This window comes from Mucilaginibacter sp. GW822-FHT03E02 (assembly GCF_058801545.1).
Window position 1 is genome coordinate 1,143,963 of record NZ_JBXANJ010000002.1, and the last position, 15,776, is coordinate 1,159,738.

Consider the following 15,776-nt stretch of genomic DNA (forward strand, 5'->3'; position numbering starts at 1 on the left):
TCGGGTTTTAAAATCCGGGGTTCTGAAGGGCGTAATGACATACTAAAGAGCGCTGTCATGCTGAGTGGTAAAATCCGCGGATTCTGAAGGGGAAATGACAAGCGCATTTACCCCCGATGTCATGCTGAACTTGTTTCAGCACCCCACATGCTAAGTATACATCATGCGGGCTACTTGTCCTGTGGGATCCCGAAACAAGTTCGGGATGACTTCCGTTTTTCAACATGTCATGGGTAGTGGTAAAATCCGTGGATTCTGAAGGGGAAATGACAAGCGCATTTACCCCCGATGTCATGCTGAACTTGTTTCAGCACCCCACATGCTAAGTATACATCATGCGGGCTACTTGTCCTGTGGGATCCCGAAACAAGTTCGGGATGACTTCCGTTTTTCAACATGTCATGGGTAGCCTGTCGAAGCATCGTGGGCAAAGGCCTCTCCACGCGACCCTTCGACAGGCTCAGGGTGACAGGCCCGTCCGGCTCAAAAACATAACATGTCATGGGTAACTTATCGAAGTACGCGGGCAAAGGCCTCTGCGCGCGAGTCTTCGACAGGCTCAGACTGACCGGCCTACCCACCTCAAAAACACAAAAAGTAATTAATAAGCACGAAGTAATAACGTTCATTTTTTTTAATTTGATGTGTTTTTTGAAAGCGAAAACGGTTTATCCTCAGCAGCCAAACCACGATTCATGTTAGGCTTATCCCCCATTTCAAAACGGAGGATACAGCCGGCCATAATATCGCCGTGTTTAATAAAATTGTGCGTATAAGGCTTGCCATTGAGCGTAGCCGATTGGATATATACGTTTTGCTTGCTGTTGTTATTGGCTTCGATAATGAACTTATTACCATTCTCTAAACTGATGGTCATTTTTTTGAAGGCCGGGCTGCCTATTACATATTCATCAGTGCCGGGGCAAACGCTGTAAATACCCGCCGCGCTTAGCACATACCATGACGACATCTGGCCTTCATCCTCATCGCCGGGGTAGCCGTTTTCGCCGGCGTTGTACATTTTATCCATCACCTCGCGTAAGTGCTGCTGTGCTTTCCAGGGCTGGCCGGCATAGTTATATAGGTATAACAGGTGATGAATAGGCTCGTTTCCCTGCGCGTACTGGCCCATTTTAAAGGCAGCCATTTCGGTCATCTCGTGAATTACCTGGCCGTAGCCTCCAACTTTAATGGTACCCGGCTCGGTAAATACGGAATCGATCTTATCAGTAAAATTTTTATTGCCACTCATCAGGTTAATCAAGCCCTGCACATCCTGGAAAACCGACCAGGTCCAGTGCCAGGCATTGCCCTCGGTATAGGGGCCGCCCCAATCCATCGGGTCAAAGGGCTCTATCCAGTTGCCTTTGGCGTCTTTGGCCCGCATGAAGCGTGTTTTGGGGTCGAACAGGTTTTTGTAGTTGTACATCTGCCTGCCAAATACGTTTTCATAGTAGGCATTTCCTGTTTGTTTGGCCAGCTGGTAACCGCAAAAATCGTCGTAGGCAAACTCCAGTGTCCAGGCGGTTGAGCCTTGTGTTTGAGGTGTAAAGGGGACGTACCCATCGGCAAAATACTCTTTCCAGCCGGGCCTGCCGTTGGCGCTGCCCCATGGACCTTTGTTGGTAGCCTCGTGGTAGTAAGCGGCCAGTGCCTGCTTTGGATCGAAGGTGCGGATACCCTTAACCCAGGCATCCGTTAACAGGGAAATAGAGTGGTTACCCAGCATCCCCCCTGTTTCGGCCGGGAACGACCAGGCCGGCAGCCAGCCGCATTGCTGCTGGGCATCTAACAGGGCCTGCACATACTGCCCCTGCATTTTAGGATGAATAATGGTATTCAGCGGAAACTGCGCCCTAAAGGTATCCCAAAAGCCATTATCGGTATACATATACCCATCATGCATTTTACCATCGTAAGGACTGTAATAATAAGGTTTACCATCTTTACCGTACTCAAAAAACTGGTGCGAGAACAGGTTGGCATGGTACAAACAGCTATAAAAGGTGGCCTTATCATCCTCGGTAGCGCCTTCAATTTTCATGCGGCCAAGCAGCGTGTTCCAAACCGCATCTGCCGCTTTGCGGGTATCGGCGAAGTTTTTGTATTTACCTAATTCTGTTTGCAGGGTAAGTTCGGCTTGTTCTGGGCCGATATAGCTGGATGCTACTTTGGCCTGCACGGTTTCGCCATCTTTAAATTTGAGGTAGGCGCCAACGCCATCACCTTCGGCAGCTAAGTTTTTGGGCGATAGCTGATCTTTTTTGTTTTCCCAGGTACCATAAGCAGCAAAGGGTTTATCAAAGGTGATTACAAAGTAATTTTTAAAACCCTGCGGCGCCCAACGGCAATTGTTAACCCAGCCTATGATCTTACGTTCGCCCGGGATTATCTTTACCATGCTCATTTTGGTGTAGCCATCCAGCACCAGGTAAGCACCCTGCCCCTTGGGGAAGCTGAAGCGTAAATGTGCACCACGCTCAGTAGGCGTCATTTCGGTGGTAATATTGTTATCCAGCTTTACTTTGTAGTAGCTGGGTTGGGCAGTTTCGTTTTCGTACCTGAAGCCGGCAGCTCTTTTATCCTCATTAACCACCAAATTGCCGGTTACCGGCATCAGCGAAAACACAGCATAATCATTAACCCATGAACTGCACTGGTGCGATTGCTGGAAACCCCGGATGGTATGTTCAAAATACTGGTACTTCCAGCCGTCGCCGTTTTTACCGGTTTGGGCCGTCCAGGTGTTCATGCCAAAAGGCAGCGCGGTGGCCGGGTAGGTGTTACCATAGCTAAACTCATATTTGGTATTGGTGCCCTGCCGGGTGTTTACGTATTTCACCAGGTTGTCGTTTTGTGCAAACAGCGCACTGGCCCATAAAAGCGCCGGAACGCATGTAAGTAACCGTATTTTCATTTGGCGTATATAATGTGGTTTATACCGATGATGGATATCGGCATCTGATAAGCAAATATAATTAATAAATCGATTTAGCAAAAGATTAATTAAAAACCTTATTCTATTTGAACAAGGTTTTATAAAACACATCGGCCACAAATTTATTCCCCTCGTCGTTCAGGTGCACACCATCTTTGGTCAGGATGCCTTCGCCTTTGTTGGTGGGGTTATTTTTAACGTTATATTCATGAAACAGGGTGCGGAAATCAAAAAGGTCGCAATTGTTTTGTTTGGCCAGGTCGCGGATGGAGTTGGAATATTTGTTCAGGTCGCCATCAAGCTCGTTGCTGTAATCGGTTTTCTCGCCCACGCTGGCTGGCGTACATACAAGTACTTTGATATTTTTTGCCTGTAATTTTTTGATAAGCGCGGTGTAAAAGCGGCTAAACTTATCCCAATCGGTGCCTGTACCAAACATGCGCTTGTGCCATACATCGTTCACCCCCACCCAAATCACCACTACGTCCGGGTTTTTGGTTAACACATCATCTTCATAGCGGAGGTATAAATCATATATTTTATTACCGCCAATGCCTGCCCCGGCCACTTCATAATCCTGCTCCTTTTTTTCGGTTTTAAGGCGCTGCTGAATCAGCGTGATAAAGCCGTTGGGCTGCACCGCATACTCGGTAATAGAATCACCAAAGAACACCACTTTAGTTGGCTTTTTGGTTTGAAAACTGCACAGCATGATCATGCCGGCAAACAATAAGAATTTTTTCATTTTGGTTAGCTAAATTGATTTAGCGAATATATAATTTTGAGTTGCAAGTATCAAGAATATCGTATCAGGATTTTAACTTTTAAACCAAATAAGGCGTTGTGAACCTATTTTTACAAAACTGACATTTGTATCTGATTTCTTTTGTCAAAACTCCGCGGGTAAAACAGTAGATACCGGTAATCGAAAAAACTACAGGTCCTGTTATACCACCCACCAAGCCTAAAATTATAACCGGATCAACATCTTGCTCTTTAAGCATGGCTTTGTAAAATAAATAACAAGGCAAGATCATGATGAAGCATACTACAGATTTGACAAAATATTTCGTTCGGCTGTAGCTTTTTATAAAATCACTTTTGCATTTAGGGCACCGTAGTTTCATTTGCGCTTTCAGTTTACATCAATTGTCTTTTTGCATTCCATCGATGCTTTGATCATGATATCATTAGGCACGGGTACTAACAGGGAATCCGGGTAGATGGCCTTTAATTTTTCAATAACGCAATCGCAAAATTTATCGCTGTTCTTTTGACCTTTTTGTTTGAACAGGGCTGCATATGCATCTCTGAAGGTTTTATCTATCTTGGGTGTCCAAGCTTCATAATACCGCCGCATTCCTAAATCAACATTACCTGCCTCATGCAATTTGAACGCATATTCCCGGCCAATTCTGATGTTTAAATTTTGTAAGCTATCTTTTGACACCGACCTTAGCCCATTTGGAATTTCCTGCTTTGCACGCATAATAAAAAATGCTATATACCTCACTCTTTTTTGAGAATCGGCCATTGTAATTCTCATAGTCGAATCAAGATAATTGTAAAGCCCTCTTTCATATTTTGGTGTCCAAACTTTGGGATTAGGCTGCGTTTTACCCACCATCGCCATCAAGATAAACAACAACAGACTTACTACTTTTTTCATACTTACAAACGGCAGTAAGTTAGTTAAATCCCGATGTTATTACAATGATGAATAATTAGAATCCAATCTTGATACTGACTATTTACTACTTCCGTCCCCGCGAGGTATCTCCAATGCTATTTAGTTAAGGGATTGACAGGTTGCTCCATCGGAGCAAAACATTTGTAGTAACTTGTAATTTAACATTTTTGCGTGCCGCGGTACGCCACATAAGTTCCGTACGGCACGGAGCATTATTTTTCTATTTTTCTCTACAAATGTTATACCCCTACGGGGTTGAAAACGCTTAACTTAATAGCACCGGCGAGATCCTGAGGCGACAGTAAAACACGGTTAACACATGTTAACTATATTCTTAGTTAACTCACTAATTACAAGATACTTAAGTTAAAATAAATCAAAATTATGTTAACCTTTGCTAACCATGTTTGCGAACGCTCCGGCCATCTTAAAAAAACTACTTCCCTCCAATCTTCATCCTGATAAACCTTGGCCTGTACAGGTTAGGCTTCTTCATCAAATCGGGGATAAAATCAATGGAGTTAATGTTATAGCTAATCAGCAGTTCACCGGGGGCGGATAGGCTTGGGTGCGCTTTGGCGTTGTAAACTACAAAGGTTTTCTCTTCCAGGTCGGGTTTGCAATCCCATATCTTTATTACCGGGCCAAATGGGCCGTAGGGTGTCGCCCCTATGCGCATACCCACATTGGTGCTCATGCCTCCTACCTGGAAAATGAGGGCATAACGGCCATCAGGCAGCGCGGTAAGGCTTAGTTCATTGGATACACTATTGGTAACGTCGGCTACCTTGTTCATGTCTTTTATCCAGTTGGTGTCATCGTAAAAAGTCCACCTGTCAAACTTTTCAAAATCTTTTGGTAAAACACGGGCAACCATCAAATTTTTGCCTATGCCGCGCACCCCGTAAACGTAAATGTAACCGTCGGGTTTAGGTGCGCCGGCTTTTGTGGTATTCACATAAATACCGGCCCCGAACGATCCAATATCGCCTTTTGCATCCGTGAGGTAAAAGGGCGTATCCATTTGCTTAAGGTCTTTGTACGGCGGCTGCGATCCTGCGGGAATTTTTATCAGCGTGTTACCAACCTCCCTGAACCCGAAGGCGCCGGTGCCCACATTCCGAACCCTGTAACCAAAAATATAAATGGCATTATTCAATTCCTGGTTTACAAAGCCATCGCCAAGCCAATAGTAATCGCCGGCAGCGGTTTGGGCAGTGTGTGGAATGAACAAGGATTCGGCGGCGCCTGCCTTATCTGTATCCCAGGCAAACTTCATTTCGGCATCTGCAGGCTGGTTACCATGGAGTACGGCAACCGAATTATGGATCATTTTAAAGCCCGGCACCATCGTGCCGTTTTCTATTTTGCCAATCATCGAATCGCTGAAAATAAACAGGATTTTATCGCTGGCTTTCGCCTGCTTGTTTTCTACTCCGTTTAACGGGATAGTATAAATCCCGTCGCCTCCAAACCAGCCGGTTTCGCGCTTTAACAGGCTGCTCCATTCGGGGGCCGCCTCGACAGTGAAATTAAGATCCGTAAGATTTACCTTTTTACCATCGGTTTGTGCCATGGTATGCAGATTTGCTGCAATGCAAAAAAACAAGGTGATGACTGCAAATTTTTTCATAGAGTATTTCAATTAATAGGGCGTACAACCTACGTTACGGGTTGTAGCTTTCCCGTTTTTTTAGTTTTTATAATTAAACATACAAAGCCAACCAGGCCGCCAACTACCATTAATAAACCAATATAGCCGGCCTGGGTAAAGTTCATTCCAAAAATTTGATATTTGGGGTTAATGCGGATCAGTTCGATCAAAAACCTTTCGCCGCCGTTAAGCACCAGGTATAAAAAAAACATGAAACCAGGTATGATAATCTTATTCCTGAACACCCACATCAGCGTAAAAAACAGCAGGCAAATAGCGGCCTCGTAAAAGGGTGTGGGGTACACTCCATGTAACAGCTCGTTGCAATAATTGCCCTCGCAACCGGGTATCGGAAGGCCCGCGTTAATGGCGTTGTGCGGATAAGTGAACGACCACATCCACCCCGGTATAAAACCCGGCTTAGGGTGGTTATTGATAATACCCCAATCGCCGTCACCCGCAAGCTGGCAACCTATACGGCCAATGCCATAAGCCAACATCATGCCCGGCGAACCGATATCGGCCAAATGCACCAGCTTCATCCCTTTTTTATGGCCGATGTACAGGTAAGTTAAAGCGCCAAATATCAATCCCCCGTAGTACGAAAAACCGCGAACGTTGAATAAAGTGCCCATGGGGTCGTACCTGAAATTATTCCAGTGTTCTACCGTGTCAAATAACTTGGCCCCAATAAAGCCAAAAAAACCTACCGAAAAAACAATAAGCCCCATCAGCTGGTAAGGATGAACCGTTTGCACCTCGGCCTTAGGCTGTTCCAGCTCCTTTTCATTTTTATCCGCATAAACCCATAAACCAAATACTGCACCGGTGAGTATGGCCATTACCAGGTTGCCTTTAAGCGACAACAGGTACCCTTGTGGATTGGCGCTGAACACGGTATAGTTAAACATGGCCCCAAAGGCCTTGAAGCCTAATAAAAAGCCAAGAATGGAGTTGATACTGATTTCGGCAACCGACGCCCTCTCCCCTACCACTACGTTACGGGTAAACGCTTTAATTTTACCTAAAGCTTCATACCGCTTAAACTCCGAGCTAAATACAATATACGAGAACAAAAAAGACAATGCCACAAACAAGCCCAGCGTTTGAACAGGAAACGTAAAATTAATACCGAACAGGTAATAAATGAGGTGGCCTATAGTTGGAAACATTGCACTAATTTAATTATTAAATGATTCCATAACTAAACAATATGTAATGGCAGCGGATTGAACGCTGGCCACTACTCACCCCGGCTACGTTTTATTCCCCTCTCGAGAGGGGGCGGGATGGGAAGCGCGTTGGCAGGGGTGTGTTTTTCCGCGTTTTATTGCGCGCGTACAAACACACCCCTCCACCCCTCTCGAGAGGGGAATCGCACTTTTCCCCCGCTTTTTTTAGGGGATACACAAAATATTATTGCGTTCACAACAGCCCCATTTGCCACCCTGTCATTACTATTTTTCCAGTTTAGCTGATGGGTACTACGCGCTTTCCCCTCATTATCAAAACCCGGCCTGGATGCCAATATTAAGCACGCGCTGGTTAATGTATGCATCGCCTGCGGTATTGGTGGCTACCTCAGGATCCTGCTGGTATTTTTTAAAGTTTGTCCAGGTAAACAGGTTGTATGCGCTTAAGTAAATACGGGCATTATTAATTTTAAATGGCAGCATTTTGGTAGGCAGCTGGTAACCTACATCAATAGTTTTTAAACGGATATAATGCGCGTTGATAAGCCAGTAATCTGAGAAATAAGATGTAGGGCTGTTAACCGATGTAGGGTTGGTGGTTAACCGCGGGAAATTGGCAGTACCAGCTGTTGCGGGTGTCCAGCGTTCCTGGTGGATGGGCTGAAACTGGCTTTGAAACGGCTCGATACCGGTGCCCAGCACCGCGAAGCTATAGTTAAACGAACCGGCAAACAGTGCACTGATGCTGAAACCTTTGTACACGGCCTGCAGCGACAAGCCCAGCGAGGTATTAGGCAAATTAGGATTGCCAATTGCGCGTTTATCAAATACATTGATGATACCATCGCCGTTCAAATCCTGGTAACGCAGGTCGCCGGGTTGCAGTGGCAAGCCGTTATCGGGCACTGCTATAGGGTTACCCGCGTTTGATCCGCCGTGAGCAGCCTGGTAGGCGTTAATAGCCGATATATCATTAGCCGTGTAATAACCCAGGTAATGGTAGCCAAACTGCTGCCCTATTGGTTTGCCTGTTGAAGCCAGCCACGGATAGGCGGGCGATGCCTCATCCTGGAAAAGGATTTTGTTTTTGGCGTATGAAAATACCAGGCCCACATTGTATTGTACCTTTCCTAAAGTGCTGTGGTATGATATCTGCCCGTCAAAACCCTGGTTGCGGGTTTTACCTATGTTTACCGCAGGTAAAGCCACGCCAATAATTTCGGGTACACTGCCCGGAACAATCAATTGATCGTAACGGATATCGTGGAAAAAGTCGATAGTGGCCGATATCTTATCGTTAAACAAGTTCATGTCCAAACCAACATCGGTTTTTTTAGCACGCTCCCAAACTACATTGGCATTACTCAGTGCATCTTCGTAAATGGTGCCATAGCCTTGCGGCGTTTCGTTAAAATAATAGCCGCCGCCTTGTTTATAAACCTGGTTGTACACGTACCGGTTACCTGGCGCCGCATCTGACCCTACCAGGCCGTAGCTGCCCCTTATTTTGAACAGGCTGAACACCGGGAACTTTTCAGTAAAAAACTTCTCTTTCACCAGGTTATATCCTACGCTTATCGCCGGGAAATATCCAAACCGGTGATTGGCAGCAAACCTATCGGTACCGTTGTAAGCAATATTAAACTCCAACAGGTATTTCTGCTTATAATCGTACCCTAACTTACCGGATATCCCCTGGAATTTTTGCGGAACCGCAACCAGCGAGGCATCCAGCAGCGACTGTGCATTGTAGGTTTGCGACGTTTGGTTAAACAACAACAAGCCGGTTACATGGTGCGAGTTGCTAAAATTATGATCGTAGTTGGCATATAGCTGTACATCGTAGTTGTTGCTGTTGATATCGGTATTACCCGTAAGCGCGTAGGGTGTATACACATAAGTAGCACCCGGCCTTAAGGCATATTGATTGGTTGTTGGATCAAAGTGATAAGCCGGGATACCGCCATTAAAAATCTGTTTGGTAAACTGCTCAATGCTGGAGTAAGCAACCCTGCCGGTTAGTGATAAGCCTTCGGTTAACGCATCCAGTTTCTGGGTAGCACCAAACAGGAAATTAAAGTCGGTACGGCGCGAGTGCTGGTAGCCACCGGTTGCCAGCCTGGCATTCAGCGTTGGCAAATGCTCGGGGTTAAACGGCGAGTAAGCATAAGAGTACGAGCCATTTGGGTTGATGTAGGGTGCGGTAAATGGCGTCTCCTTGGTAAAATTATATATCTCGCCCACGGCGTTTTCATTATAAGGCTGATTTAAGTCAGAAAAACGGGTAGTTACATCCAAACGAAGGTCTAACGTTTTGTTAGCTTTTAAATCGAGATTGGAGCGGAAGTTGTACCTGTTGAAATAATAGTTGGTGTTTACCAGACTTTGCGGATCGGCAAAGTCACGCACCAATCCATTTTGTTTCAGGATACCGCCTGATATAAAATACTTAAGCGCGTTGTTACCGCCCGATATATCCAGGTTGGTATTGGCCTGGTAGGTGTTTTTCTTGAATATCTTGTTATACCAATCAACATCCGGGTGCCCGTAAGGATCGTCGCCGGCCTTGAAATGGTCAATATCTGCCTGCGTGAATGGCTTGTTGAGCCCATCGTTACCGTAGGCCTCGTTGATTAACACTGCCGAGTTGTATGAATTTAAAAAGGTTGGCGTTTTGGTTGGCGCCTGCAAGCCGGTCTCTACCCTTAAATTAACTTTTGGCGCGCCGCTTTTACCGCGACGGGTGGTTACTACCAATACACCATTGGCTCCTTTAATACCGTAAATAGCCGTGGTCGAGGCATCTTTTAATATCGATATACTTTCTATTTCGTTTACGTTGATCTGCTGCAGCTGGTCATAACTATACTGAATATCATCAACAATAATTAGCGGCTGGTTACCTGCGGGGTTTAATGAACTTACGCCACGGATATAAAAGTCGGATGCATCCTTACCCGGCTGGCCCGATGCCTGCTGCGAGAAAAAGCCCGGCAATTTGCCGGTTAAAGCATTCTGCACGTTGGCCGTTGGCACAGTACGTATATCAGCCGCCGAAATGGAACTTACAGCGCCTGTATTGGTAGGCCTTGATCTTTTGCCATACCCTACTACTGCAACCTCATCTAAACCGTTGCTGTTGGTTTGCAGGATAATATCGGCTGTGTTGCCATCCTTAAACGTATAGGTTTGCGGTATATAACCTATGAATTTAACAATGATAGCGTTTGACTGCCCTTTAAGTGTAAGGCTGAATTTACCGTTTCCGTTGGTAATTACACCGTTGGTTGGCAATCCTTTTTCAACCACTGATGCGCCCGGCAAAGCGCCGGTAAGGTCGCGCACGGTACCGGTTACGGTTTTGTTTTGCGCAAATACCACCACCGGGAGCATGGCTATTATTATTTGAAAGAAAAGTATGAATTTTCTCATAACTGCTTAATTAATTTGGTTAAATTGATTGAAGGATTACCATCCGGGATTTTGTTTCATATTCGGGTTCTTTAACACTTCATCGTAGGGTATAGGGTACAGGTACATAGCCGGCTGGTTAAATTTGGTATCCAGCGCTGTAACTATATTGTAGGTTAAGCTCGATCCTATTTTATTGATAGACATACCCTGCAATGGCTGGTTCATGACCACATTGGCGGTTTTCCAGCGGCGGATATCCCAATAGCGGCTCTCTTCAAAGGCAAATTCTATCCGGCGTTCGTTGTGGATGGCATCGCGCATCTCATCTTTGGTCATACCTGCTTTTAACCCGTATAAGCCATTGCCACCTGCTGCTATGCCTGCCCGTTTGCGAATACTGATCATATCGTTATAAACATCGCTGGTAGCGCCGTTCACTTCGTTTTCAGCCTCGGCATGCCCTAATATCACATCGGCATAGCGTATCACCAGCCAATCGGCGTTGTGGCCCTGAAAACTGTTCGCATTTTCTTCGTTACCCATAAATTTGCGCATGTAGTAACCTGTTTTGGTTTGCTGCAGGCTGGTATTTGGCTTGCTTTGGCCGCCCTCATACAGCTGCAGGTCGCTGTTAAGCCAGCGGGCGCCATTATAAAACACCGTATAAGTAAGGCGCGGATCGCGGTTAGCGTAGGGGTTATTGCTATCGTAGCCCGATGCAGGGTCGGTAATAGCCAGGCCGTTACTCATCGGGAAAGCATCTACCAGTTGCTGGCTTGGGCTGGTTTGGCCTTTGGCAGCCGCGCCCGGGAAACCTATCGGTGCGTTGGCAGTTTCAATCCCGTTATCAGAACCCGTTTGCCTTATCAGGATCATTTCGCCGTTATTCTGGTTCAAAAACACACCCTTAAAATCGTTCGGTAACGAGTATGCGCCCAGGTTCATAACATCCTTTGCCGCCGCCGATGCAGCTGCCCAGCGGGCCAAACTATTATCGGTATAACCGGTAAGCGGGTTTGCGGCATCAATGTTACCGCCGTTAAATAAGGGGCTTGCGGCGTATAATAATACTCTTGCTTTTAAAGCCAGCGCCGCGCCCTTGGTTACCCTGTGCGCATCGGCATTGGGGTTATCAACCGGGGCGGTTAGTAATGTATCTTTAATGGCATCACACTCGCTTGTAATGTATTTAATGCAATCGGCAAATGAGTTACGGGGCAGCGATACGTTATCGCTTATGGTAAATACTTTATCGCCAAGCAATGGCACACCGCCATAGCGTTTTACCAGTTCAAAGTAAAACAGCGCCCTTAAAAAACGGGCCTCGCTTTTCCAAACATACTTTTGCGAGTAGCCTTTGTATTTAGCCATCACCGGCACCACGCCAATGTTATTCACAAAAATATTGGCCTTGCGGATGCCTGCATAATAGTAAGCCCAAAGGTTTTCATCGGCAGGAATGGTGTAGGAGTTGTATGCGGCTGTACCCAAAATGGTTACCTGATTTGTTGGCCCCGATGCCGATGACATGGCGTCATCAGATGCAGCATCCAGGTAATCGCCGCCTACACGGTTATGGCCGCTTTTCATCACCGGGTAAATGCCATACAAAAATTCCTGCGCGCTGCTGCCTAAGGAATCCTTAGGGTCAAACACATATTGAATGCCTACCTTATCAACCGGAAATTGCTCATATTTTTTACAGCCTGCCAGTATTACCAAAATGAGTACGGCCGCTATGTGTATATTTTTAATTCTCTTCATGATCATAATTTTAATGTTGGCCAATAATTAAAGCTTAATGTTTATACCTGCATTAAACACGCGCTGTATAGGGTATGCCAAACCATACACTTCCGGATCCACGCCTTTGTAGCCGTAAAATGTGTATAGGTTTTCGCCATTGGCAAATACCCTGATGCCCGATAATCTTAGTTTGCGTGCCCACTCCAGCGGCAGGCTGTAACCTACTTCGGCATTTTTAAGCCTCATGTAATTTGCCGACCGGATGTACAGTGTTGATAGCAAACCATTGTTAACATTGCCGGTTGATGATAAGCGCGGCAGGGTAGCTATATCGGCTGTTTCTGGTGTCCATCTTCCGGTTAGGGCATCATAGCCCTGGCCCTGGTAAATGTTGCCAAACTGACCAAGGCCGGCAAAGCCATTTACCAGGTTATTGTTATAGATAATCTGGTGGTTGGTAACACCCTGCATAATTACGCTTACACTGAAACCTTTATAGTTAACACCAAATGATAAGCCGTAATAAATTAAAGGTTTGGTATTGGCTATGGCCGATTGATCAAACTGGTTAATCACGTGGTCGCCGTTAAGGTCTTTATATTTCACATCTCCGGCCTGTGGCGTGTAACCAACCGTGGTGGCGCTGGTGGCTGCATCCTGCGCGTTTTTAAAGAAACCTAAAGCAGTATAGCCAAATATTACGTCGTTTGATAAGCCGGTGTGCCTTAACCATGGATACGGCGCGGGCTCTTCATCGCTGAATACATTGGTTGATGTTTGGCGCGTTGTATTAGCCGTTAAAAAGTAGTTTAAATTACCGGCGTGGTCCTGGTAGGTTAAGGTAAGTTCGGTACCTTTATACAGCTTCACGCCAATATTCTCGGCCGAGTAGGTAGTTCCTAACAAGGCTATGCTATTGCCGCGGGTTTGTAACAGGTCATAGTACCTGTCATGAAAGTAATCGGCAGTAATTTTAAAGTGATCTTTAAACAGGGATATATCGGTACCAATATCCAGCTTTTTGGCGTTTTCCCAACGGATGTAAGGGTTAGCCAGGGTATTTTCATTATAGCTTTGAATTACGCTGCGGGCAGTACCCAATGTATAAGGATAGCCAATTGACGTACCGTATGTTTGCAAAAAGTTGTAGTAACCAAAATTATCAACATTGGCATTCCCGGTTTTACCATAAGTGGCGCGCCATTTCCATGAGCTTATCCAGCTAATATCTTTTATAAAACGCTCCTGCCCCATTTGCCAGCCTAAGCCAACGGCATAAAACATGCCATACTGGTTACCAGGCGGATACCTGTTGTAGCCGCTGCTGTTGGCCGATGCTTCAATAAAGTATTTGCCATCGTAGTTGTAGCCCAATTTGGCTGCCCTGTTGGTGGTAACGCCAGATAAGTCATAGTTTAATACAACCGAGCGGGTATCATACAACAACATACCGCTTACCGTGCCTTTTCCAAACTGCCTCTCGTAATTTAAAGCGGCCTGCGCAAAAGAATAACGGGCGCTTGATACCGTGGCAAAGCCGTTTGACTGCGATATTGGAGTACCCACAGCCGAGTATGAACTATCTTTGTTAAGCAAATAGGTATTGTTTTGCAACGAGCGGTTTACCAGGCCCTGCGATTCAAAGGCCAGGTTGCCCTTTAGTTTTACGGAGAGGCCTTTTGTTACGCTGCTTAAATCGTAATTAAGATCGAGGTTGGCCATTACATCGTTACTGTTGGTGCGCTGGTAGCCCGAAAACTGCGATTGCGATAACAGGTTATTGGTAAACAAGGTAGTACCGCCGAATGATCCGTTAGGGTTATAAACAGGGTAGGCGTTGTTTGGCGTATTGTACAGTGTGTTCAGGATGCCCGAGTAGCCTGTTCCCGGCTGGGTAGCCTGTTGAATACGGCCAAACAATTGCAAATCAACCGTAAACTTTTTGGTAACGTTTACACTCAGATCTGAATTGATAATGTAGCGGCTAAGTTCGTTATTGGTATTATAAGTTGCAGCCGGCGAGGTTTTAAACATGCCCTGCTGATCCATATAGTTTAATGACACACTGTATTGCGCTACGCTGCTGCCGCCGTTTACATTCAGTTTGTAGCTGCTTATTGGCGAACTGTTGCGCAGCAAGGTATTAAACCAATTTACATCCGGGTGATGAGCAGGATCGGTATGGTTGCGGTAGGCGTTAAAGTCATCGGCGGTGTAAATAGTTGGCTTGCCATCGTTTTGCAGCGCCTCGTTATATAAATAAGCATACTGGTAGGCCGGCAGCGGTTTCGGCAGATCCAGCGGGTGCTGCGAACCTACTTCGGCCGTAAATGAAATGCGGGGCGCGCCTGCCTGGCCATGTTTGGTAGTGATAAGTAAAACACCGCGCGAGCTGTTGATACCCAGCAATATATTTGATAAGGCATCCTTTAAAACCGATACCGATTCGATACTTTCCGGATCGATAGAAGAGATTTCGCGCTGTACCCCATCTATGATGGTTATAGGCGTTTGTCCGCGCAGCGATAAACCTATTTCGGTATTATCATTTGCCGAGTAGTTGTTGTGCTGCACCACGTTGCCAATAAAATCGGCCACGGTTTGGGTGCTGGTTTGCGGGCTGGCAAAGCCACTGTACTGCTGCGTATACAAGCCCGGCAGCTGCCCCGGCAATGCATGGGTATACAACGATGCCGGTGTGGTTGTAAGCTGGTTGGTATAAATGGTAGCAACCGATCCGAGGTTTGCAGCTGCCTTTTTAGTGCCGTATAATACGTTTATCGTTTCGGGCGCTTTCAAATAGGTATCAAGCAATTTTATGGTGACAGGGCTTTTGCTGCTGATCTTTACTTCGCTGGTGTAATAGTTAAGCATCGTAAATACCAGCTTATCGCCGCTGACAGCGTTAATCTCGAAGCGACCGTCTTTATCAGTAAAGCTGGCATCGGTTTTACCTTTTACCATTACCTTAACCCCGTTTAAAGGGTTGGCATATTCATCAAGTACAACCCCGCTTACCCAACCAGGATGGGTACTACCCCTGCCTGTGGTATCCTGCATAGCTGCGTACCCGGTTTTTACCAGCATAAGCATCAATATGACGAAACCTGTAAAGCATTTCTTTAAGTAGCAATAAGCCAT

Annotated in this window: 8 protein-coding genes; all 8 read right to left on the bottom strand. The window is 45.9% G+C overall.

Features of this window, described 5'->3' with window-relative positions; translation table 11 throughout:
• Positions 1 to 634 precede the first annotated feature (634 nt).
• The 8 genes from AC1RM2_RS31500 to AC1RM2_RS31535 all read right to left on the bottom strand — a co-directional run bounded on the left by AC1RM2_RS31500 (position 635) and on the right by AC1RM2_RS31535 (position 15,776).
• Positions 635 to 2,917 (bottom strand): GH92 family glycosyl hydrolase, encoded by a 2,283-nt coding sequence (locus AC1RM2_RS31500; protein WP_492989092.1) that lies wholly within the window; start codon positions 2,915 to 2,917, stop codon positions 635 to 637.
• 103 nt (positions 2,918 to 3,020) lie between these two features.
• Complete coding sequence (locus AC1RM2_RS31505) at positions 3,021 to 3,683, bottom strand: SGNH/GDSL hydrolase family protein (protein WP_492989093.1); 663 nt, start codon at positions 3,681 to 3,683, stop codon at positions 3,021 to 3,023.
• A 390-nt stretch (positions 3,684 to 4,073) separates the two neighbouring features.
• Entirely contained in the window at positions 4,074 to 4,607 is a 534-nt protein-coding gene (locus AC1RM2_RS31510; RefSeq protein WP_492989095.1) for a hypothetical protein, read from the bottom strand.
• A 457-nt stretch (positions 4,608 to 5,064) separates the two neighbouring features.
• Positions 5,065 to 6,261 (bottom strand): DUF5005 domain-containing protein, encoded by a 1,197-nt coding sequence (locus tag AC1RM2_RS31515; RefSeq protein WP_492989096.1) that lies wholly within the window; start codon positions 6,259 to 6,261, stop codon positions 5,065 to 5,067.
• Positions 6,262 to 6,290: 29 nt separating this feature from the next.
• Entirely contained in the window at positions 6,291 to 7,454 is a 1,164-nt protein-coding gene (locus AC1RM2_RS31520; RefSeq protein WP_492989098.1) for a prolipoprotein diacylglyceryl transferase, read from the bottom strand.
• 333 nt (positions 7,455 to 7,787) lie between these two features.
• Positions 7,788 to 10,907: a SusC/RagA family TonB-linked outer membrane protein gene (locus tag AC1RM2_RS31525; RefSeq protein ID WP_492989099.1), complete on the bottom strand. Its 3,120-nt coding sequence runs from the start codon at positions 10,905 to 10,907 to the stop codon at positions 7,788 to 7,790.
• Between the two features lie 36 nt (positions 10,908 to 10,943).
• Entirely contained in the window at positions 10,944 to 12,653 is a 1,710-nt protein-coding gene (locus AC1RM2_RS31530) for a RagB/SusD family nutrient uptake outer membrane protein (RefSeq protein WP_492989100.1), read from the bottom strand.
• A 27-nt stretch (positions 12,654 to 12,680) separates the two neighbouring features.
• Positions 12,681 to 15,776: a SusC/RagA family TonB-linked outer membrane protein gene (locus tag AC1RM2_RS31535; RefSeq protein WP_492989101.1), complete on the bottom strand. Its 3,096-nt coding sequence runs from the start codon at positions 15,774 to 15,776 to the stop codon at positions 12,681 to 12,683.